This window comes from Sphingomonas lycopersici (assembly GCF_026130605.1).
Lineage (GTDB): Bacteria > Pseudomonadota > Alphaproteobacteria > Sphingomonadales > Sphingomonadaceae > Sphingomonas > Sphingomonas lycopersici.
On sequence record NZ_JANFAU010000020.1, the window covers coordinates 25,425 to 46,673 of the forward strand.

Consider the following 21,249-nt stretch of genomic DNA (forward strand, 5'->3'; position numbering starts at 1 on the left):
CGCGATGGAAACGGTCCACAACCCGACGCTGCTTGGAGTCGACGTCTATCTGGTGGCGACGATCCTGTCGGGCATCGCCTCGCTCGCGGTGCTGGTGGCGATCTATGCCGCGCTCAGCGTGCGCGATCCGATGGCCCGGCGGGTCAAGGCGCTCAACGAGCGGCGCGAGCAGCTGAAGGCGGGGATCATCGCCCCCAGCGGCAAACGCCGCGCCAAATTGGTCCGCCAAAGCGACGGCGCGGATCGCATGCGCGCGTTTCTCTCCTCGCTCAAGGTGCTGCAGGACAGCCAGCTTAAGGAAGCCCAGCTCAAGCTGCTCCAGGCCGGCATCCGATCGAAGGAATGGGCGGTCGGCGTGATCTTCGGCCGGCTGATGCTGCCGATCTTCATCGGCGGGCTGATGGTGTTCCTCGTCTACGGCACCGATAGTTTCGCCGACTGGACCCCGCTCAAACGTTACGGGCTGGTCGCGATCACGTTCATCGTCAGCTACAAAGCGCCCGACATCTTCCTCAAGAACAAGATCACCAAGCGCTCGCAGGCGATCCGCAAGGGCTTGCCCGATGCGCTCGACCTGCTGGTGATCTGCGCCGAGGCGGGGCTCACGGTCGACGCCGCCTTCCATCGCGTCGCGAAGGAGCTCGGCAAAGCCTATCCCGAGCTCGGCGACGAATTCGCGCTCACCGCGATCGAATTGGGCTTCCTCACCGACCGGCGGCAGGCGTTCGAGAATTTCGCGACGCGCATCGCGCTCGACGACATCAAGGGGATCGTCACGACGATGATCCAGACCGAGAAATACGGCACCCCCTTGGCCTCCGCGCTGCGCGTGCTGTCGGCCGAGTTCCGCAACGCGCGGATGATGCGCGCCGAGGAAAAGGCCGCGCGGCTCCCCGCGATCATGACGGTGCCGCTGATCCTGTTCATCCTGCCGGTGTTGTTCGTCGTCATCCTCGGCCCGGCGGCGTGCTCGATCAAGGACTCGTTCATCAACGGCGGGCATTGATCGGGCGGGATTTCTGCGTTCGCTCTCCGACAAGCTTAGGGCGAACGGGATTGCTAGTCCCGATTGGGCCAAGCTTCGGCCGCAATCGCTTGGCAAATCTACCCCCGACTCTCTAAGGGCCGGGATATATGAGCGACCGCGATACCATCCTCACCGCCGTCAAGGCGCAGATCGAACCCTTCAACAAGAAGGGCGTCACCGTCACCGAAGCCACCACCTTCCAGGGCGATCTCGAATGGGACAGCCTGACCGTGATGGATTTCGTCGCCGCGATCGAGGATGAGTTCGACATCATCATCACGATGAACATGCAGGCGGAAATCGAGACGGTCGGCCAGTTGGTCGATGCCGTCGCCAAGCTGAAGGCGTGATATGAGCGACGACGGCGTCCAATCCGACCTTCCCGCCGCCGCCGCCGCGGTGCCGGCCGAACGCGACCTGTTCGACAAATTCGCGCCCTTGATTGCCGAGCGCGAGGCGTTGCTGTCCAGCGGGGTACGCGATCCGTTCGGGATCGTGATGGAGGAGGTGAAATCCCCCACCGTCGCGGTGATCAAGGGCAAGGAAACGATCCTGCTCGGCACCTATAATTACATGGGGATGACGTTCGATCCCGACGTGATCGCCGCGGGCAAGGAGGCGTTCGACAAATTCGGCACCGGCACCAACGGCAGCCGCGCGCTCAACGGCACCTTCCACGACCATATGGAAGTCGAACAGGCGCTGCGCGAATTCTACGGCACCACCGGCGCGATCGTTTTCTCGACCGGCTATCAGGCCAATCTCGGCGTGATCTCGGCGATCGCCGGCAAGGGCGAATATGTCATCCTCGATGCCGACAGCCACGCCTCGATCTACGACGGCTGCGCGATGGGCAATGCCGAGATCGTGCGCTTCCGCCACAATTCGGTCGAGGATCTCGACAAGCGCCTCGGCCGGCTGCCCAAGGAGCCGGGCAAGCTCGTCGTGCTCGAAGGCGTCTATTCGATGCTCGGCGACGTCGCCCCGCTCAAGGAGATGGTCGCAGTCGCCAAGAAGCACGGCGCGATGGTGCTGGTCGACGAGGCGCATTCGATGGGCTTCTTCGGCCCCAACGGGCGTGGCGTCTACGAGGATCAGGGGCTGGAGGATCAGGTCGATTTCGTGATCGGCACCTTCTCCAAATCGGTCGGCACGGTCGGCGGCTTCTGCGTCTCGAACCACCCGAAGTTCGAGATCCTGCGCTTCGTCTGCCGCCCCTATATCTTCACCGCCAGCCTGCCGCCGGCGGTGGTGGCGAGCGCCGCCACGTCGATCCGCAAGCTGATGCACGCGCACAACAAGCGCGCGCATCTGTGGGAAAACACTCGCCAATTGCACGGCGGCTTGAAGCGCCTCGGCTTCCGCCTGCCGACCGATGAGCCGCAATCGGCGGTGGTCGCGGTGCTGCTCGAAGATCAGACGCAGGCGGTGGCGATGTGGCACGCGCTGCTCGAGGCCGGGCTTTACGTCAACGTCGCGCGGCCGCCGGCGACCCCGGCCGGCACCTTCCTGCTGCGCTGCTCGGTCTGCGCCGAGCACACCAGCGAGCAGATCGCGCAGGTGATCGCGATGTTCGAAGCCGCCGGCCGCGCGACCGGGGCGATCGGCTGACCGGTTTGCGGTAGAGCGGGATGCCCTGTCCCGTTCGTGCTGAACCAGTCGGAGCCCTGCCCTTCGACTGGCTCCGGGCGAACGGATATGTATGATCGCATATCCTTCCCCTGAATCGCCTGCTCTGGTAGGGAGATCGCCGTGAACGGGAACGTCTGGGAAGCGATTCCGGAAGGGGCTGTGTCCAGGCTGCGCGCCATTGCGCTGGCTGTAATGGGGCTGCTGGGCGTTGCCGTGCTCGTCGGGCTGATCCTGACGCTGGGCGAGGCCAACCGCCAGCGCGACCGCGCGATCCAGCTGCAATCGCACAGCTATGACGTGATGATCCTCGCGCGCACGCTGACGGGGACGATCGCCCGATCCGAGGCGACGCTCGGCCGCTTCGTCATCTCGGGCGATAAGCGGCTCGGGCAGCGTTATTATGACGACTGGCAACTCGCCGGGAAGCAGATCGAACGGCTCGCCGATCTGACCCGCGACAGCGACAGCCAGGCGTCGCGGATCGCGCGGCTGCGCGCCGATTACCAGGAGCGCGGCAAGCAATTGTCGCTGATCGCGCTCAGCACCAATTATCATAAGAACGATCAGGCGCTGTCGCTCTATTATGCCGCGCGCAAGGCACCGGCGCTGATCGGGATCGACACGATCCTCGAGGAGATATCGGGGATCGAGCGCGATCTGCTCGATCGGCGCACCGCCGAAACGCGCGCGGCGATCGATCGCTCGACGCGGCTCGCGGGGATACTCTCCTCGTTCGGCATCCTGATCCTGATCGGCGCGATCGCCCTGGGCATGCTCACCGTCCGCGCGCTGACCGAGCGCGGCATCGCGCTCGCCGAGGCCGATGCCGAGCGCAAGCGCGCCGACGAATTTGCCGCCGCGGTCACGGTCGCGACCGACGAGCTGCGCGATCAGGAGGCGCGGCTGCGCCAGGTGCAGAAGATGGAGGCGGTCGGCCAGCTCACCGGGGGCATCGCCCACGATTTCAACAATATGCTCGCGGTTGTTATGGGCGGACTCGAGCTGGCGCAGCGCGGCGTCAACGGCGATGCGACGCGCGCGGCGATTGCGCGGCAGCTCGATAGTGCGATGGAAGGCGCGAAGCGCGCCGCGGCGCTGACCCGCCAGTTGCTCAGCTTCACCCGCGAAGGCGGGATCAACCCCGAGGTGATGCGCGTCGGCGAGTTGCTCACCGGCATGTCCGATCTGCTCGATCGCACCCTGGGCGACCGCATCTCGGTGGTGATCCGCGACGAGAGCCGGGGGTGGCGGCTCCGCGCGGATCGCGTCCAGCTCGAGAACAGCCTCGTCAACCTTGCGGTCAACGCCCGCGACGCGATGGACGGACGCGGGACGCTGACGATCACCGCGGGCGCCACCACGCTCGCGGCGGGTGCGCGCGAATGCCCGGCCGGCGACTATCTGACGATCGCGGTGGCCGACACCGGCTGCGGGATGACCGCGGAGGTGGCGGAGCGGGTGTTCGAGCCGTTCTTCACCACCAAGCCGGTCGGCAAGGGCACCGGGCTCGGGCTCAGCCAGATCTTCGCCTTCGTCCGGCAGCAGGGCGGCGCGGTCGCGCTCGACAGCATCCCGGGCCAGGGCACGACGATCACGCTGTTCCTTCCGCGCGTCGTCTCCGCCGAGGACGGCCCGAGCGCCTCGCCGTCTGCGCCCGCCGCGCCCGTTGGCGCCGATATCGCGTCGGTCGACATATTGGTGGTGGAGGACGATCCACGCGTGCTCGGCGCGACCGTCCGCGCGCTGCGCGAGTTGGGGCACCGGCCGATCCCGTGCGACGACCCGCTCGCCGCCCCCGCGCTGCTTGCGACGCATAAGTCGATCGGGCTGATCCTGTCGGACGTGCTGATGCCCGAGCGTACCGGGCCGGAGATGATTGCCGCGCTCGATCCGCAATATGCCCATCTGCCCGTGCTGTTCGTCACCGGCTTCGCGGGCGAGATGATGGAGCATGAGGCGTTTCGCGGGCGTCAGGTGTTGCGCAAACCTTTCACGCTCGCCGCGCTGGAACGCGCGATCGCGACGACGCTCAGCGGCGTCGGCCCGGTCGGGGAGGATCAGGTGGCTGCGGAATAGGATTAATTCGGTATATTATATACCTTGGCACGATTCTCCTCGTGTGAACTTCGTGAACTTTGCCAAACCACGGACCGTCACCCCGGCCTTGAGCGGGGGTCCATCGTGCCGCACGCTCCACGGCCAGAACCTCTTGCTCCGCGCTTGCCTCCCGAAGGACCCCGGCTCAAGGCCGCGGTGACGGTGGGGAAGGCAGGAACATCTATCTGAATCCGCCCGGAAGACCGGACACAATGGACGCCGGCGCAGGAACGGCGCGGCGGATCACGCCTCTCGAAACCGCCGAATTTAAACCCACCCTAGCGCCATTTTTGCCACGATCGCGCACCCACCCGATATTTCCGGCTGACGCCCGCCGCGCGCGCGCCTATACCCCGCTATCTTTCGCAGCGCCGAGTGTCCGTTCCCCGCCCATGAAATCGATCGACCGCTACATGGCCCGGCTGATCGCGCTGCCGCTGTTCTCCACGCTGATCCTGGCGGCGATGTTGCTGGTGCTCGATCGCATGCTGCGGCTGTTCGACTTCGTCGCGACCGAGGGCGGGCCGGTTTCGGTGGTGTGGCGGATGCTCGCCAATCTGCTGCCCGAATATCTCGGGCTCGGCATCCCGATCGGGCTGATGCTCGGCATCCTGCTCGCCTTCCGCCGCCTCGCCACCTCGTCCGAGCTCGATGTGATGCGCGGCGTGGGGATGAGCTACGGCCGGTTGCTCCGCGTCCCCTATATGTATGCCACCGCGCTGGCGCTGCTCAATCTGGCGATCGTCGGCTATGTCCAGCCCAAGGCGCGCTACGCCTATGAGCAGCTCCGCTTCGAGCTGCGCACCGGCGCGCTCGGCGCATCGATCAAGGTCGGCGAATTCACCAAGCTCGGCGACCGCATGACACTGAGGATCGAGCAGAGCCGCGACGACGGACGCCAGCTTTCGGGCATCTTCGTCCACGCGCAGACCCCCAAAGGCGACTGGATCGGGGTGACCGCGCAGCATGGCCGCTTCCTCGCCACCGACGATCCCGATGTGATCATCCTGCGGCTCAGCAACGGCACGTTGGTCCACAATCGCAGCGATTTCAGCGTGCCGCGCGTGCTGAGCTTCAACAGCCACGATCTGCCGATCAACCTGCCCAAATTCGAGCAGTTCCGCGTCCGCAGCGGGCTCAGCCTCGAAGCGACCCTGCCCGAGCTGGTCAAATCGGGGCGCAGCGCGCAGACGCTCCACGAGCGCGACGCGAGCCGCGCCGAATTCCATTTCCGCATGGCGGAGATCGTCTCGATGTTCCTGCTGCCGCTGCTCGCGGTGGCATTGGGGGTGCCGCCGAAACGCTCGACCTCCGCGCTCGGCGTATTCCTGTCGATCGTGATGATCGTCACCTATCACAAGGTGAACCAATATGCCGCCTCGGTCGCGCAGCTTGGCGGGATCGATCCGTTGATCGCCTTGTGGGTGCCGTTCCTGATGTTCGCCGGGCTGGTGCTGTGGATGTATCGCACGATCGCTTATGTTCCCGGCGGGCAGCCGATCGGCGCGCTCGAACGCGTGGCGGGCAAGGCGTGGAAGGCGGTGGTCCGCTATCTGCCCGGCCGTCGCCGCCACCGGACAGAGGCCGCGGCATGACCTCGTTCTTCCCCTCGCGCACCGTGTCGCTGTACATGGGGCGGATGTTCCTGATCCGCACGTTCGGCATCCTCGCCGGGCTCGTGCTGGTGCTCCAGGCGCTCGATCTGCTCGGCGAATCGGGCAAGATTCTCGCGGTGCCCGGGAACAGCGACGCGCAGGTGTGGCATTACGTTTCGCTGCGCGCGCCGCAGATCATCGCGCGCTTCCTGCCCTTTTCGGTGCTGCTCGGGACGATCCTGACGCTGATCACGATGAACCAGAACAGCGAGGTGATCGCGCTCAAGGCGTCGGGGCTGTCGGCGCATCAGGTGCTCGCGCCGCTGATCGTCGCGAGCATCGGGGTGGCCGCGCTGAGCTTCGCGTTCAACGACCGCATCGTGCCGCGCGCCACCGCGACGCTCAACCGATGGCAGAAGGTCGATTACGGCCCGATGCCGGTCGATCGCGGCGACCGGACCAATGTGTGGGTGCGCTCCGGCCCCGATCTGATCGAGGTCGAGCAGATCAAGGGCCGCGGCAGCGCGGCGCAACTCGGCGGGATTACGGTCTATGACCGCCAGGGTGGCGATCTCCACGCGGTCATCTTCGCCCAGCACGGCCGCTACAGCGGGAACGGCTGGACGATCTGGCCCGCGCGGCGCTTCGACGTCGCGGCCGGCAAGATGGCCGATATCGGCGAGACGGTGACGGCGCGCGGCGTGACACCCGATCAATTCACCCTCGCCTCGGTCGACGCCGACGAATTGTCGTTCGGCGCGCTCAAGGCCGCGATCGACGATCTCGCCGCGGCGGGGCGCCCGACCAAGGCGCTGGAAGGCGCGCTGTGGCACAAATTGTCCGGCCCGATGTCGTCGGTGCTGATGCCGTTGCTCGGCGCGGTGGCGGCGTTCGGGATCGCGCGATCGGGGAAGTTGTTCGTCCGCGCGGTGATCGGCATGGCGTTGGGCTTCGCCTATTTCGTCGCGGACAATTTCGCGCTGGCGATGGGCAATCTCGGCGCCTACCCGCCGTTCCTCGCAGCCTGGGCGCCGTTCCTGCTGTTCCTGTTCATCGGCGAAACGGTGCTGCTGCGCACCGAGGAATAGCAGTTACATCGAGATTCCCTGTCCTCGTTCGGGCTGAGCCTGTCGAAGCCCTGCCCTTTCTGCCGAAGAAGTGCAGCCCTTCGACAAGCTCAGGGCGAACGGTGAGGATAAGCTCGTAACGCCTTACCGCGGCAGCATCGTGCTCCGCGCGATCTTGCCGACCAGATAGCCCAGGCTACGATAATTGGCGTTGTGATAGGTCGACGCCGGTTCGAGCACCTCGATCAGCCGGCGATGCGCCTCGCCGAGCGAATGATAGGGCAGCCCCGGCAGCAGGTGATGCAGCGCGTGATAACGCAGCCCGACCGGCGCCCACAAAGCCGGCAGCAGCGCCGGCGGCGGGACATTGACCGAATCGAGATATTGCGCGGTCACCGTCATCGCCTCGCCCTCATTCTCCCACAGGTGCGCGACGAGCGTGCGAACCTGATTGAGCACCGCGACGCCCGACGCAACCGCCAGCATGATGCCGAGCGCACGCAGCGACAGCACGCCCGTCGCCGCCAGCGCGACCAGCGCGATCGCCCACAAGGCGCAGGCGGTCTCGATCCGGTTCCACTGCGCGCGGAACTCGCCCTCGGGCATCCGCCGGCGAAAGGAGGGGTTGATCGTCAGCGCCGAGTAGCGCTCGACCACCGCGCGGCGCAGCGCGGGGCTGACCAGCGACAGCGGCGTGAGCACGCCGTAGCGGAAGATCAATGCCACCGGCGCCAGCGCGGCGACGATGATGAACACCGGCAGCGTCCACGGCTTCATCAGCGCGAGCGGCAGATATTCGGGATCGTCGACGGTGCCGTAGCGCGTGCGCGCGTGATGCAGGTTATGCACGCCTTCGTACATGAACGACGGCACCAGCATCGGCACGCCGATGAACAGATTATAGGCGAAGCGGAAGCCGGGCAGCGACGCATGACGCACATGCGTCAGCTCGTGGATGAAGCTCAGCGCGCGATACAGCGCCAGCACCGCAACCACCCCCGCCACGACCGTCAGCGCGGTGGATTGCACGACGATCGCCGCGACCAGCGCGGCATAGCCGACCGCGACCGAACCGAGGAAATCGCCCCAATAGACCCCCGGCCGCGGCGCGTTGATGTCGCGCGTCAGATCGGCAGCGGCCTTCAGCATCGCGCGATCGTCCGCGATCGGCGTGCGATCGGCCGGCGCGGCGCCGGCGCGGTCGAGGGTGATGGTCGTCATGGCGTGGTCCATTGCCGGAAGATAGTGGCGAGACGGTGGCCTTTACAGCGCCTCGATGACGGAAAGGCCACTCGCCATGATCGGGCAAGCCGATTATTGCATCACCGTCATGGCATCACCGCTCACCATTCGCCCCGTTCTGACGAAGCGCGATCGCAAGATCTTCGTCGACCTGCCCTTCCGCCTCTATCGCGACGATCCGAACTGGGTGCCGCCGCTCAAGGGCGAAGCGCTGGGGCTGATCACCCCCGAGAAGAATGGTTGGTACAGCCATGCAAAGGCTCAGCTTTTCCTCGGCGAGCAGGATGGTCGCGTGGTCGGGCGGATCTCTGCGCATATCGATACGCTCGCGCTTGAAATGCCCGCCGAGCGCGGCTTCGGCCCCGGCACCGGCTTCTGGGGGCTGATGGATGCGGAGAATGAGGAACAATTCACAGCGCTGATCACCGCTGCCGAGGGCTGGTTGCGCGAGCAGGGGATGACGCGCGCGATCGGCCCGGTTTCGCAATCGGTGTGGGAGGAGCCTGGGCTGCTGATCGAGGGGTATGACCACCCCCCGACGGTGATGATGGGCCATGCCAAGCCCGAATATCGCGGCTGGGTGGAACGCGCGGGCTATCTGCCGGTCAAGACGCTTTACACCTATGACCTGCCGATCAGCGACGGTTTTCCGCCGATCGTCAATCGCATCGTCGCCTCGGGCGAGAAGAACCCGCGGATCCGCATTCGCGAGGTCGACAAGTCGAAATTCATGGAGGAAGCCGAAATCATCCTCGGCATCCTCAACGATGCCTGGTCGGACAATTGGGGCTTCATCCCGCTCACCGAGCCCGAGATCAAGGACATCGGCGTCAAATTGAAGCCGATCGTATTCAACGATCTGATCCGCATCGCCGAGGTCGACGGGCGGCCGGTGGCGTTCATGATCACGCTCCCCGACCTCAACGAAGCGATCAAGCCGCTCAACGGCAATCTGCTTCCGTTCGGCTGGGCCAAATTGCTGCTGTGGCTGCGCCACCCCAAGGCGCGCACGATGCGCGTGCCTTTGATGGGGGTGCTCAAGGAATTCCAGTCGACGCGGCTCGCGAGCCAGCTCGCCTTCATGATGATCGAATATATCCGCCGTCCCTCGGTGGCGCGCTATGGCGCGAGCCGCGCGGAGATCGGCTGGGTGCTCGACGACAATCAGGGGATGCGCTCGATCGCCGACGCAATCGATAGCAAGATCAACAAGGTCTATCAGGTTTACGCCAAGACCCTGTAAAAACGGGATGCGACCCGCGGCCGAGGGAAAGAAGCCGCGGGTCGCCCCGCCCGCCTTCTCACTTGGCGAACGGATCGATACCCAATTTGGCCCATTCGGCGCGGGTGTGGCACATCCGCACCGGCACGCGCGAACCGGTGATTTCGTCGACGAGGCACACCCGCTGGTTCGGCGACGGCGTCGCGGTCGAAACGGGCGCCGGCGCGATCGGGGCAGGCGCGACGGTGCGCGCCGCAGCCGGGGCTGCAATGATGGCGGCGGCGGTGGCGGCGATCAGAAACTGGGCTTTCATGACATCTTCCTCCGAAAAATCCGGCAGCATCGTTCTGCTGCGATCATCGAAGTGCATTAGTCGTGCCAAACAGTTAAGTCCTTGATTTATAATAAATCTTAGTTTCGAAAACGTTCTGTTTTCGCTACTTGTTGGCGAAGGATGCGAGTTTGCGGCGGATTTCGCCATTCGCCGCGCCACTCCTCCATCGCGCCGCGCGGAGGGCGACTACATTTTGGTGCTGGGAAGCTTCTCTGTGTCCCCGCGAAGGGCCCCATCAAAGTATTACTTTGATGGGAACCCAAGGCGGGGACCCAGACTGGGCTCCCGCCTTCGCTGGGGACACCAGGAAGTGGATTACCGAATCTGCGCCCAGGTCGGCGCGTGGTCGCTGGCCTTTTCGCGGCCGCGATAGTCGCGATCGACCCCCGCCTCGACCAGCCGGTCGGCAACCGCCGGGCTGAGCAGCAGGTGATCGATGCGGAACCCGGCGTCGCGCTGCCACGCGCCGGCCTGATAGTCCCAGAAGGTCCACACCCGGCCCTGCGGGTGGCGGGTGCGCAGCGCGTCGGTCCAGCCCTGTGCCACCAGCGCGCGATACGCCGCGCGGCTGCCCGGCTGCATCAGCGCGTCATCGGCCATCGCCTGCACTGAATAGACGTCGTCATCGTTGGGGATGACGTTATAATCGCCGGCGAGCACTGCGGGCACTTCCGCCGCCAGCAGCGCGCGAGCGCGCTGCGCGAGCCGTTCCATCCAGCGCAGCTTGTAATCGAATTTCGGCCCCGGCTGCGGATTGCCGTTGGGGAGGTAGATCGAGGCGACCACCAATCCGTCGACATCGCATTCGAGATAGCGACTGTGATCGTCCTCGACCTCGCCGTCGAGCCCGCGTTGGCGCTCGACCGGATCCGCGCCGCGCGCGAGGACGGCAACGCCGTTGAACCCCTTCTGCCCGTGCCACACCGCGCCATAGCCGGCGGCGCGGATATCGGCCTCGGGGAAGGTCTCGTCGCTCGATTTGAGCTCCTGAAGGCAAACGATATCGGGTTGCTGCTCGGTGAGATATTCGAGCAGGCGCGGCAGGCGCGCCTTGATCCCGTTCACATTATAGCTGACGATCTTCACGCGGCGATCAGACCGAGAAACTGGTGCCGCAGCCGCAGCCCGACGCGGCATTGGGATTGTCCACCTTGAATGCCGCGCCGCCGAGCGATTCGACATAATCGACCGACGCGCCGCGCACGAGATCGATGCTGATGTCGTCGACCGCCAGCGTCACCCCGTCGGTCTCGACCGTGATGTCGCCGGGCTCGACCGCATCGGCGAGGCCGAAGCGATATTGGAAGCCCGAACAGCCCCCACCCTCGACCGAGAGCCGCAGGATCGCGGGCTTGCCCTGTTTCCCCGCGATCGCCGCGACACGCGCCGCGGCGGAGGGAGTGAGCGCGATTTCGGATATAACGCTGGCCATAGGCTGGAAATAGGGCGCGCGGGCCGGGTCGGCAAGCGCTGCGCTCATCTGCACACCGACAGCAAGGATGTGTCCCCGCGGAGGCGGGGACACGGGTTATTACCGCAGATCGAACCGGTCGAGGTTCATCACCTTGGTCCACACCTTGGCAAAGGCATCGACGAACGCACCCTCCGCATCGTCGGTCGCATAAACCTCCGCCAGCGCGCGAAGCTGCGAGTTCGATCCGAAGATCAGATCGACCCGCGTCGCGACATATTTCTGCGCGCCGGTCTGGCGATCGTGCGCGGTGAAGGTGCCGCCCTCGCCCGCCTGCCATTTCATGCTCGTGCTGGTTTCGAGCAGGTTGCGGAAGAAGTCGTTGCTCAGCGTCTCGGGTCGATCGGTGAACACGCCCAGCTCGGAGCCGCCGAAATTGGCCCCCAGCACACGCAGCCCCCCGATCAGCGCGGTCATCTCCGGCGCCGACAGCGTCAGCAGATTGGCGCGATCGATCAGCAATTCCTCGGGCGACCGTGAACTGCGCTCGCCGGCATAATTGCGGAAACCGTCGGTCCGCGGCTCGAGCGGCCCGAAGGAATGCGCATCGGTCTGTTCGGGGCTGGCGTCGGTACGCCCGGGCGCGAACGGCAGTTTCACGTCATGCCCGCCCTTCTTCGCCGCCGCCTCGACCGCGGCATTGCCGCCGAGCACGATCAGATCGGCGAGCGACACCTTCTTGCCGCCCGCGCCCGCGTTGAAGTCGCGCTGGATCGCCTCGAGCTTGGCCAAGGTATCGGCCAGCTCGGCCGGCTCATTGACCGCCCAGTCCTTCTGCGGCGCAAGCCGGATGCGCGCGCCATTCGCGCCGCCGCGCTTGTCCGACCCGCGGAAGGTCGAGGCCGAGGCCCAGGCGGTCTTGACCAGCCGCGAGATCGACAGCCCCGAAGCGAGGACCTTCGCCTTGAGCGCCTCGGCGTCGGCGTCGTCGATCAGCGGATGATCGACCGCCGGGACCGGATCCTGCCAAATCCGCGGCTCGGCCGGCACCTCGGCGCCGAGCAGCAGCTCATGCGGCCCCATGTCGCGGTGAGTCAGCTTGTACCACGCCTCGGCGAATGCCTTGGCGAAGACATCGGGGTGTTCGTAGAAGCGCCGCGAGATTTTCTCATAGGCCGGGTCGAACCGCAGCGAGAGATCGGTCGTCAGCATCGTCGGCCGATGCTTTTTCGACGGATCATGCGCATCGGGAACGATCTCGCCGACGCCCTTCGCCACCCATTGATGCGCGCCCGCCGGGCTCTTGGTCAGCTCCCATTCGTTCTCGAACAGGCTCTTGAAGAAGCCATTGTCCCAGGTGGTCGGCGCGTCGGTCCAGATCACCTCCAGCCCGCTGGTGATCGTGTCGTCGGCATTGCCGGTGCCATAGCTGTTGGCCCAGCCCAGCCCCTGTTGCTCGATCCCCGCGCCTTCAGGCTCGGGCCCGACATATTGCGAGGGATCGGCCGCGCCGTGGGTCTTGCCGAACGTGTGGCCGCCCGCGATCAGCGCCACCGTCTCCTCATCGTCCATCGCCATCCGCGCGAAGGTCTCACGGATATCGCGCGCCGCGGCGACCGGATCGGGGTTGCCGTTCGGCCCTTCGGGATTGACGTAGATCAGTCCCATCTGCACCGCGGCCAACGGATGCGCGAGATCGCGGTCACCGCTGTAGCGCTCGTCGCCGAGCCATTCGCGCTCCGGGCCCCAATGGACGTCGTTCTCCGGCTCCCAGATGTCGACGCGGCCGCCGCCAAACCCGGCGGTCTTGAACCCCATCGATTCGAGCGCGCAATTGCCCGCGAGGATCATCAGATCGCCCCACGACAGCTTGCGGCCGTATTTCTGCTTCACCGGCCACAGCAGCATCCGCGCCTTGTCGAGATTGGCATTGTCCGGCCAGCTGTTGAGCGGGGCGAAGCGCTGCGTGCCGTGCCCGCCGCCGCCGCGCCCGTCGCCGATGCGATAGGTACCCGCGCTGTGCCACGCCATGCGGATGAACAGCGGCCCGTAATGGCCGTAATCGGCCGGCCACCACGCTTGCGATTCGGTCATCAGCGCGAAGATGTCCCGCTTCACTGCGGCGAGATCGAGCGTCTTGAATTCGGCGGCATAATCGAAATCAGCCCCCATCGGATCGCCCGCCGGCGGATTCTGATGCAGCACCGAAAGATCGAGTTGGTTCGGCCACCACAGCCGGTTGGTCATTTCAAACAGAACGGCGGCGCCATCCAATTTCGCACCGGTAACCGGACATTTCGATTCGGCGTCCATGGCTCTCTCCTAAGCTTCAGCTCGTCGGGGGTAGGCGAAGCGATGATTGCGCGGCGGCGAGGCGCTGTCCAATCGCTAAATTCCGTGAGACTGATCGAAAGAGCGCCGCGAAGTCGCCTTATCGGCCTGCAAGAAATTCTTGCTGCGCTGCGGAAGGCCCCGGCCCTTAATCTGGATTTTCGAAGCCCCACATAGACTTCGGGCCGCCGCAACCGGCCGCGCCAGATAAATTACAACCGAAAAAGGGATTCCTTCATGCACAGTCAGCGTATCGCGAGGTTCGTCACCGTATCGCTCATCGCGCTTTCCGCCGCGCAGACGGCGCAGGCGCAGGAGAGCGCGCCGCCGCCCGCGCAGGACGACATCATCGTCACCGGCACCCGCGCCGTGGGACGCACCCGGCTCGACAGCGCCGCGCCGGTCGACGTGCTGTCGGCCAACAGCCTCCAGCGCCAGGGGACGACCGAACTCGCCACCGCGCTCGCCTCGGTCGCGCCGTCGATCGATTTCCCGCGCCCCTCGGCGACCGACGGCACCGACGCGATCCGCCCCGCCACGCTGCGCGGGCTCTCGCCCGACCAGACGCTCGTGCTGATCAACGGCGTGCGCGGCCACACCGCCGCGTTGCTCAATACCAACGGCTCGGTCGGCCGCGGCGCGGCGGCGGTCGATCTCAACACGATCCCGACCGTCGCGCTCGACCGGATCGAGGTGCTGCGCGACGGCGCATCGGCGCAATATGGCTCGGATGCAATCGCCGGCGTGGTCAATCTGCGGCTGCGCGAGGCGAGCAGCGGCGGCGGCGCCAGCGTCAATTACGGTTTCTACAACACCCACATCGACACCGCGCGCGGCAGCCGCAGCGTCAACGGCGAACATGCCGTCACCGCATCGGCCTGGCAGGGGCTGAAGCTCGGCGAGGACGGGTTCCTGACCATTTCCGGCGAATATATGAAGCGCGAGCCGACCAACCGCGCCGATTACGATCCGCGCGTCACCCCGACGCGCGTCACCGGGCGGTTCGGCGATCCCGAGGTCGAGCAATATACGGTGTTCGCCAATGCCGCGGTGGCGCTGACCGATACGTGGCAGCTCTACGGCTGGGCCGGCTATCAGCATCGTGAATCGAGCAGCGCCGCCTTCCCGCGGCTCGCCACGACCGCGGCGGCGAACGGGGTTGGCACGCTCTATCCCAACGGGTTCCTGCCGCTGATCAATACCCGGTCGAAGGATATCAACAGCGCGCTCGGGCTGCGCGGCGATCTGGGCGAGTGGAAGATCGATCTCAACGTCAGCTACGGCCGCAACCAGATCGATTTCCGCACGCTCAATTCGGCCAATTATTCCTACGGCACCGCCTCGCCGCGTAATTTCTACGACGGGCGGCTGACCTATCAGCAATTCGTCGCCGGGGCCGATGTGTTGCGCAAGTTCGACGTGTTTCAGTCGCTCAACCTCGCCTTCGGCGTCGAAGGGCGACGCGAATGGTTCTCGATCGGCGCGGGCGAGCGCGCGTCCTATGATTATTTCGATCCCAACAATCCCTCAGGCACGCCGGGCGCACAGGGCTTCGGCGGCTTCGCCCCGCGCAACGTGATCGACCGCAGCCGCCGCAACATCAGCGGCTATGTCGACTTGGAAGCGCAGGTGACCGATGCCTTCCTGATCGGCGTCGCCGGCCGCATCGAGGATTATTCGGACTTCGGCTCGACCGCCAACGGCAAGGTTTCGGCGCGCTACGATTTCACCCCATGGTTCGCGCTGCGCGGTTCGGTCTCCACCGGTTTCCGCGCGCCGGCGCTCCAGCAGCAATATTTCACCCAGGTCGCGTCGGTGGTGGTCAACGGCACGCCGATCCTGACGGGCACCTATCCTTCCACCGATCCCGTCGCGCGGGCGCTGGGCGGGTTGCCGCTCGAGCCGGAGAAGTCGACCAACTTCTCCGCCGGCACGGTAATCCGCGCGGGCGGGTTCGAGCTGACGGTCGACGGCTATTACATCAAGATCCGCGACCAGCTCGGCCTGTCGGAGAATATCTCCGGGGCGCCCGGCACGACGGTGGGCAATTTGCTCGCGCCCTATAGCGTGTCGGCGGCGCGCTTCTTCATCAACGGCCTGCGTTCCACAACGCAGGGCATCGATGCGGTGGCGCATTACCGGCTCAACACCGCGACCGCGGGCACGTTCGACTTCACGCTCGCCGGCAACGTCAACAAGATCAAGGTCGAGCGCCACATCACCGGTGTGGCGGGCGCGCTGATCCCGCCGACCGCGCTGTTCGCGCGCAGCCGCATCCTGACGATCGAACAGGGCACCCCCGGCGAAAAGCTGACCGGCACGGTCGACTGGTCGCTCGACAAGATCGGCGCGCTCGCCCGCGTGACCTATTACGGCAACGTCAACCAGCCCGGCACGACGCCGGCGGCGGACATCAACACCGGCCGCCACGCGATCACCGATTTCGAACTGCGTTATCAGGCGCCTAAGGGCGCACAGATCGGCATCGGCGTAAGCAATCTGTTCGACGTCTACCCCGATCGCACGATCGCGGCAAACAACTCGACCGGTGTGGTAGGCTTCCCCTACTTCTCGCCGTTCGGTTTCAACGGGCGTTACATCTATGCCCGCGTCGGCCTGAACTGGTGACGTGATCCGGCCCGGCCGCGATATCGGCCGGGCCATTGTCGTTCATCGCTATCGACGGACGGCGCCGCCCGCGATAGGCAAGGTGTTCATGGCGACGCCTCGCACATCCGATCGACGCCGCTCGCCGGCACTTGCGGCGTGGCTCGCGCTTGCCGCTGCGACCACATTGGCCGGCTGCCACCGCAAGCCCGCGGTCCCCCCGCCGCCGCGGCTCGAAATCCCCGTGCATTTGCCGGAAACCGCCTCCACCGTCGTGGTGCCGATCACCGCCCAGCTCGCCGATCTCGAACGCGCGCTCAATCGCGCGGTGCCGCAGACCTTGTGGTCGATCGACCGGGAAGAGCCGCGCTGCGTGTCGGCACAGCGCGTCAAGGTGTTCGGCGAGCGGATCAAGGTCACCCCCGATCTCGCCTGCCGCATCGTCGGGACGGTGCGCCGCGGGCCGATCACGCTGAGCGGCAGCGGCGAGACATTGCGGATCAACCTGCCGGTCAACGCGACGATCAGCGCGGAGGACGTCGGCGGGATCATCCGCCGCGAAACCGCGACCGGCGCGGCGTCGGTCCACGGCGACGTCCGGTTGTCGGTAAACCCCGATTGGACGCCGACCGCCAGGGTTTCGATCCGATACGACTGGACAACCCCGCCGGGCGTCACGCTGTTCGGCAAACGCATCACCTTCGTCGACAAGGCCGATCAAAAGCTTGCCGGGGTGATCGCCGGGCTCGAGCGCGATCTGCCCAAGGAATTGCGCGCGCTCGATGCGCGCGGCCAGGCCGCCGCGGCGTGGCGCGAGGGCTTCACCGTGCTCCAGCTCAACGAAGACAATCCGCCGGTGTGGCTGCGCATCACCCCGACCGAGATCGGCTATGCCGGCTATCGCGTAACGGGGCGCGAGTTGCGGCTGACCGCGATCGCCAAGGCGCTGACCCAGACCTTCGTCGGCGACCGCCCGGCCGATCCCACCCCCACCCCGCTGCCCGATCTGGTGCGGCAATCGAAACAGCCGCACCTTACTTTCCAGATCCCCGTGGTGGCGGATTATGCGCAGCTCGAACCGGTGCTGGCGCGCGCGCTGAAGAAGCTTGCCGCGCGCGGCATCACGATCCCCCGCGCCGGCCCGGTCGATGCCAAATTCGACGATGTCACCATCTATGCCACCACCGACAACCGGCTGGCGGTGGGGATCACGGTCGAGGCGAAATTGCGCAGCGGGGTGATCGAGAAGACGCGCGGCCGCGTATGGCTGACCGGGGTGCCGGACAATAAAGCCAATTCGGAAGAGGTCGAGATCCACGATCTGCGGATCGCCGCCGAGACCGATCGAGAGGCGGTCAACCTGCTGATCGACCTGTTCAAGACCCCCGAGGTCGTCGAAGCGATCCGCCAATCGCTGACGCAGGATTTCGCGCGCGATTACGACAAGGTGATCGGCTCCGCGCGCAAGGCGATCGCCGCAAAGCGGCTCGGCGATTTCATGCTCCGTGTGAACATGAAACAGGTGACGCATGGCCGCGTCGTCCCGACCGGATCAGGCTTGTTCCTGGCGGTTCAGGCGCGCGGCGACGCGAGCATCGCTTATCAGCCGCGCTCGCGCGCTGCGTCGACGCTCCACACGCCCGGCCCGGCGAAGACCAGATAGAGGAAGATGAAGCAGAACAGCACGGCGGCATCGCCGCCGTTGCCGCCTGGCCAGAAGCCGTTGGGCATGTGCGCGGTGAAATAGGCCACCGCCATCTGCCCCGAGCAGATGAACGCCGCGATGCGGGTGAACAATCCGAGCGCAAGCAGCGCGCCGCCGACCACCTCGATCACCGCCGCCACGACGAGGATCGTCGGCAACGGGCTCGGCACGCCGGGCTGGGCGAGCGGGAAGGCGAAGAGCTTCATCAGCCCATGTTCCATGAACAGCAGCGCTGCCATGATCCTCAACACGCTCAACACCCGCGGCTGCCAAGCGGCCAGAAGCTGCGTCATACCCCGTCCTTCCCTCGCAAATATGGCCTGGAAGATAGACGATTATTCGCGCCGGCACAGCCCGGCCCGAAGAGACGCTGCGTTTCCGATTTTTGCGCTCGGGTGCATAAAGCGCCTTGCCCTTTTCGCGCGCGTGCCGGAGGCCTGCGGCACCCGGCGCGAGCCCTGATGTGGACGGTGACGATGATCCTCAGCCCCTTCGACGAAGAGAATTTCCCCGAAATCCGCGAGGGCGTGCGCAAATTATGCGCCGAATTCCCCGGCGACTATTGGCGCAGGCTCGACGAGAAGCGCGAATATCCCACCGCCTTCGTCCAGGCGCTGACCGCCGCGGGGTATCTCTCGGTGCTGATCCCGGAGGAATATGGCGGCTCGGGGCTCGGGCTCAGCGCCGCGGCGGCGATCTTGGAGACGATCCAGTCGGAAGGCTGCAACGGCGGGGCGTGCCACGCGCAAATGTATACGATGGGAACGATCCTGCGCCACGGGTCGGAGGCGCAGAAGCGCGCCTATCTCCCCAAGATCGCCACCGGCGAGCTTCGGCTACAGGCGTTCGGGGTGACCGAGCCGACGAGCGGCACCGACACCACCGCGCTGCGCACCACGGCGGTGCGCGACGGCGACGATTATGTCGTCAACGGGCAGAAGATCTGGACGAGCCGCGCCGAACATTCCGATCTGCTGCTGCTCCTGGCGCGCACCACCCCGCGCGACCAGGTGGCGAAGAAGACCGACGGCCTCTCGACCTTCATCGTCGACATGAAACAGGCGCTCGCCGACGGCTCGCTGACGATCCGCCCGATCCGCACGATGATGAACCACGCGACGACCGAGATCTTCTTCGACAATATGCGCATCCCCGCCGCCAATCTGCTCGGCGAGGAGGGCAAGGGCTTTCGCTACATCCTCTCGGGCATGAACGCCGAACGCGTGCTGATCGCCGCGGAATGCGTCGGCGATGCCAAATGGTTCACCAGAAAGTCGGTCGATTATGCCGGCGAACGCCATGTGTTCGGCCGCGCGATCGGCAAGAACCAGGGCATCTCCTTCCCGATCGCGCGCGCCTACGCCAATATGCGCGCGGCCGAGCTGATGGTGCATGAGGCGGCGCGGCTCTACGAGGCGGGCAAGCCCAATGGCGCCGAGGCCAATATGGCGAAGATGCTCGCCGCCGATGCCTCGGTCGAGGCGGGCAATGTCTGTATCCAGACCCACGGCGGGTTCGGTTTCGCCGAGGAATATGACGTCGAGCGCAAGTTCAGGGAGACGCGGCTCTATCAGGTCGCGCCGATCTCGACCAACCTCATCCTGTCGTTCCTCGCCGAACATGTCCTCGGCCTGCCGCGGAGTTATTGAGGGCCCCTATCCCTCCACCCTCTCGAACGCGGTGAGGATCGGGCAGGCCCGACCCTCACCGCTGCCGCATTCGGTCGCGAGCCGCACCAGCGCTTCGCGCGCGCCACGCAATTCCGCGATACGCCGATCGAGTTCCGCCACGCGACGCAGCGCCAGTTCGCGCGCCCGCGGGCGATCGTCGACCGCGTCGAGCCGGAGCAATTCGCCGATCTCCTCCAGCGTGAACCCTGCCGCCTGCGCGGCACGGATGAAGCTCAGCCGGCGCACGTCGTCGCTCCCGTAGCGTCGCACCCCGGAAAGCGGGCGCTCGGGCTCGGGCAACAACCCGCGACGCTGATAATAACGTATCGTTTCCACCCCGACGCCGCCGGATTCGGCCAGTTTTGCAATCGTCATCGCGGTCAAGGCTTGACTCCGTACTATGGTACGGACCCTATATGCGCCGGCACCAACCAATAACAAGCCGGTGCCAATCATGACGACCGCCTCTTCTCGCACAGCCCAGCTCTATCGCATGGTGATGCCCGGCCACACCTGTCCCTATGGGTTGAAGGCGCTCCATTTGCTGCGTCGAAAGGGGTTTACGGTCGACGATCACTGGCTGACTACCCGCGACGAAACCGATGCGTTCAAGGCGCAGCAGCAGGTGCAGACGACCCCGCAGATATTCGTCGATGGCGAGCGCATCGGCGGCTATGACGCGCTGCGCCGCTATTTCGGGATGCATGTCGCCGCTCCCGGCGAGACGAGCTACCGCCCGGTGATCGCGGTGTTCGCGATGACCGCGCTGATGGCGCTCGCGGCGAGCTTTGCCGCCTTCGGCACGCCGCTGACGATCCACGCCGGCGAGTGGTTTATCGCGTTCAGCATGTGTGTGCTGGCGATGCTCAAGCTGCAGGATGTCGAGCGCTTCTCGTCGATGTTCCTCAACTACGATCTGCTCGCGAAGCGCTGGGTGCCCTATGCCACGATCTACCCCTTCGCCGAGGGGCTGGCCGGGGTGCTGATGGCCGCGGACGTGCTGATGTGGGTCTCGGTGCCGGTCGCCTTTTTCATCGGCAGCATCGGCGCGGTTTCGGTGTTCAAGGCGGTCTATATCGACCGGCGCGAGCTCAAATGCGCCTGCGTCGGCGGATCGAGCAACGTCCCGCTCGGCTTCCTGTCGCTGACCGAGAATGTAATGATGGTCGCGATGGCGATCTGGATGGTGGCGAAATAGCCAAGGGCCAGCACCTCACTTTTCGTCAGGCCGGACTTGATCCGGCATCCAGAGTAATGACCGATACCCTTTGTGGTTCTGGATGCCGGGTCAGCCCGGCATGACGGTGGC

Annotated in this window: 18 protein-coding genes; 11 read left to right on the forward strand and 7 right to left on the reverse strand. The window is 65.7% G+C overall.

Features of this window, described 5'->3' with window-relative positions:
* The first annotated feature begins 4 nt into the window (after positions 1-4).
* From NED98_RS22070 to lptG, 6 genes are all read left to right on the forward strand, one after another.
* Positions 5-1,006, forward strand: coding sequence for a type II secretion system F family protein (locus tag NED98_RS22070; RefSeq protein WP_179512187.1), 1,002 nt, complete (start codon positions 5-7; stop codon positions 1,004-1,006).
* 128 nt (positions 1,007-1,134) lie between these two features.
* On the forward strand, positions 1,135-1,377 hold the full coding sequence (locus tag NED98_RS22075) for an acyl carrier protein (protein ID WP_179512188.1): 243 nt from the start codon (positions 1,135-1,137) through the stop codon (positions 1,375-1,377).
* 1 nt (position 1,378) lies between these two features.
* The gene (spt, locus tag NED98_RS22080) at positions 1,379-2,638 is read left to right on the forward strand and encodes a serine palmitoyltransferase (RefSeq protein WP_265314497.1); all 1,260 of its coding nucleotides are present in this window, start codon (positions 1,379-1,381) and stop codon (positions 2,636-2,638) included.
* A 180-nt stretch (positions 2,639-2,818) separates the two neighbouring features.
* The gene (locus NED98_RS22085) at positions 2,819-4,735 is read left to right on the forward strand and encodes an ATP-binding protein (protein ID WP_265314498.1); all 1,917 of its coding nucleotides are present in this window, start codon (positions 2,819-2,821) and stop codon (positions 4,733-4,735) included.
* 413 nt (positions 4,736-5,148) lie between these two features.
* Positions 5,149-6,351, forward strand: coding sequence for an LPS export ABC transporter permease LptF (gene lptF / locus NED98_RS22090; RefSeq protein ID WP_265271550.1), 1,203 nt, complete (start codon positions 5,149-5,151; stop codon positions 6,349-6,351).
* Positions 6,348-7,439 carry an LPS export ABC transporter permease LptG gene (lptG, locus tag NED98_RS22095; protein ID WP_179512191.1) on the forward strand — a complete coding sequence of 364 codons (1,092 nt, stop codon included), beginning with the start codon at positions 6,348-6,350 and terminating at the stop codon, positions 7,437-7,439. The genes lptF and lptG overlap by 4 nt, the downstream gene beginning before the upstream one ends.
* Before the next feature lie 123 nt (positions 7,440-7,562).
* On the opposite strand, the gene NED98_RS22100 is transcribed toward lptG, so the two are convergent.
* Positions 7,563-8,639: a fatty acid desaturase family protein gene (locus NED98_RS22100; protein ID WP_265314500.1), complete on the reverse strand. Its 1,077-nt coding sequence runs from the start codon at positions 8,637-8,639 to the stop codon at positions 7,563-7,565.
* A gap of 76 nt (positions 8,640-8,715) precedes the next feature.
* Here NED98_RS22100 and NED98_RS22105 point away from each other — a divergent pair, with 76 nt between their 5' ends.
* Entirely contained in the window at positions 8,716-9,903 is a 1,188-nt protein-coding gene (locus NED98_RS22105) for an N-acetyltransferase (RefSeq protein ID WP_265314501.1), read from the forward strand.
* Between the two features lie 58 nt (positions 9,904-9,961).
* On the opposite strand, the gene NED98_RS22110 is transcribed toward NED98_RS22105, so the two are convergent.
* The 4 genes from NED98_RS22110 to katG all read right to left on the reverse strand — a co-directional run bounded on the left by NED98_RS22110 (position 9,962) and on the right by katG (position 13,940).
* A complete protein-coding gene (locus tag NED98_RS22110; protein ID WP_265314502.1) occupies positions 9,962-10,195 on the reverse strand; it encodes a hypothetical protein in 234 nt (77 codons plus the stop codon).
* Positions 10,196-10,531: 336 nt separating this feature from the next.
* Positions 10,532-11,302: an exodeoxyribonuclease III gene (gene xth, locus NED98_RS22115; RefSeq protein WP_179512193.1), complete on the reverse strand. Its 771-nt coding sequence runs from the start codon at positions 11,300-11,302 to the stop codon at positions 10,532-10,534.
* A gap of 7 nt (positions 11,303-11,309) precedes the next feature.
* The gene (gene erpA / locus NED98_RS22120; RefSeq protein ID WP_179513697.1) at positions 11,310-11,636 is read right to left on the reverse strand and encodes an iron-sulfur cluster insertion protein ErpA; all 327 of its coding nucleotides are present in this window, start codon (positions 11,634-11,636) and stop codon (positions 11,310-11,312) included.
* A 111-nt stretch (positions 11,637-11,747) separates the two neighbouring features.
* Positions 11,748-13,940, reverse strand: a complete 2,193-nt coding sequence (gene katG, locus NED98_RS22125) for a catalase/peroxidase HPI (protein ID WP_179512194.1) — start codon at positions 13,938-13,940, stop codon at positions 11,748-11,750.
* 255 nt (positions 13,941-14,195) lie between these two features.
* On the opposite strand from katG, the gene NED98_RS22130 reads away from it, so the two are divergent.
* Together NED98_RS22130 and NED98_RS22135 are read left to right on the forward strand one after the other, a co-directional pair.
* Positions 14,196-16,586, forward strand: a complete 2,391-nt coding sequence (locus NED98_RS22130) for a TonB-dependent receptor plug domain-containing protein (protein WP_265314503.1) — start codon at positions 14,196-14,198, stop codon at positions 16,584-16,586.
* Between the two features lie 88 nt (positions 16,587-16,674).
* Positions 16,675-18,228 (forward strand): DUF4403 family protein, encoded by a 1,554-nt coding sequence (locus NED98_RS22135; protein ID WP_265314504.1) that lies wholly within the window; start codon positions 16,675-16,677, stop codon positions 18,226-18,228.
* On the opposite strand, the gene NED98_RS22140 is transcribed toward NED98_RS22135, so the two are convergent.
* Positions 18,168-18,563: a DoxX family protein gene (locus NED98_RS22140; protein ID WP_265314506.1), complete on the reverse strand. Its 396-nt coding sequence runs from the start codon at positions 18,561-18,563 to the stop codon at positions 18,168-18,170. The genes NED98_RS22135 and NED98_RS22140 overlap by 61 nt on opposite strands.
* Positions 18,564-18,746: 183 nt before the next feature.
* Between NED98_RS22140 and NED98_RS22145 the strand changes: the two genes are divergently transcribed.
* Positions 18,747-19,919, forward strand: a complete 1,173-nt coding sequence (locus NED98_RS22145) for an acyl-CoA dehydrogenase family protein (RefSeq protein WP_265314508.1) — start codon at positions 18,747-18,749, stop codon at positions 19,917-19,919.
* Between the two features lie 6 nt (positions 19,920-19,925).
* On the opposite strand, the gene NED98_RS22150 is transcribed toward NED98_RS22145, so the two are convergent.
* Positions 19,926-20,315 (reverse strand): MerR family transcriptional regulator, encoded by a 390-nt coding sequence (locus NED98_RS22150; RefSeq protein ID WP_179513698.1) that lies wholly within the window; start codon positions 20,313-20,315, stop codon positions 19,926-19,928.
* A gap of 79 nt (positions 20,316-20,394) precedes the next feature.
* Between NED98_RS22150 and NED98_RS22155 the strand changes: the two genes are divergently transcribed.
* Positions 20,395-21,138 carry a glutaredoxin family protein gene (locus tag NED98_RS22155; RefSeq protein WP_265314509.1) on the forward strand — a complete coding sequence of 248 codons (744 nt, stop codon included), beginning with the start codon at positions 20,395-20,397 and terminating at the stop codon, positions 21,136-21,138.
* The last annotated feature ends 111 nt before the right edge of the window (positions 21,139-21,249 follow it).

Excerpts from the sequence above, each read along its gene's own strand:
- lptG (WP_179512191.1), top strand. The coding sequence starts at position 6,348 with ATGACCTCGTTCTTCCCCTCGCGCACCGTGTCGCTGTACATGGGGCGG.
- NED98_RS22105 (WP_265314501.1), top strand. The coding sequence starts at position 8,716 with ATGATCGGGCAAGCCGATTATTGCATCACCGTCATGGCATCACCGCTC.
- NED98_RS22075 (WP_179512188.1), top strand. The coding sequence starts at position 1,135 with ATGAGCGACCGCGATACCATCCTCACCGCCGTCAAGGCGCAGATCGAA.
- NED98_RS22140 (WP_265314506.1), bottom strand. The coding sequence starts at position 18,563 with ATGACGCAGCTTCTGGCCGCTTGGCAGCCGCGGGTGTTGAGCGTGTTG.
- NED98_RS22145 (WP_265314508.1), top strand. The coding sequence starts at position 18,747 with ATGATCCTCAGCCCCTTCGACGAAGAGAATTTCCCCGAAATCCGCGAG.
- lptF (WP_265271550.1), top strand. The coding sequence starts at position 5,149 with ATGAAATCGATCGACCGCTACATGGCCCGGCTGATCGCGCTGCCGCTG.
- NED98_RS22150 (WP_179513698.1), bottom strand. The coding sequence starts at position 20,315 with ATGACGATTGCAAAACTGGCCGAATCCGGCGGCGTCGGGGTGGAAACG.
- spt (WP_265314497.1), top strand. The coding sequence starts at position 1,379 with ATGAGCGACGACGGCGTCCAATCCGACCTTCCCGCCGCCGCCGCCGCG.
- NED98_RS22135 (WP_265314504.1), top strand. The coding sequence starts at position 16,675 with ATGGCGACGCCTCGCACATCCGATCGACGCCGCTCGCCGGCACTTGCG.
- NED98_RS22110 (WP_265314502.1), bottom strand. The coding sequence starts at position 10,195 with ATGAAAGCCCAGTTTCTGATCGCCGCCACCGCCGCCGCCATCATTGCA.
- NED98_RS22070 (WP_179512187.1), top strand. The coding sequence starts at position 5 with ATGGAAACGGTCCACAACCCGACGCTGCTTGGAGTCGACGTCTATCTG.
- NED98_RS22100 (WP_265314500.1), bottom strand. The coding sequence starts at position 8,639 with ATGACGACCATCACCCTCGACCGCGCCGGCGCCGCGCCGGCCGATCGC.
- katG (WP_179512194.1), bottom strand. The coding sequence starts at position 13,940 with ATGGACGCCGAATCGAAATGTCCGGTTACCGGTGCGAAATTGGATGGC.
- NED98_RS22130 (WP_265314503.1), top strand. The coding sequence starts at position 14,196 with ATGCACAGTCAGCGTATCGCGAGGTTCGTCACCGTATCGCTCATCGCG.
- NED98_RS22155 (WP_265314509.1), top strand. The coding sequence starts at position 20,395 with ATGACGACCGCCTCTTCTCGCACAGCCCAGCTCTATCGCATGGTGATG.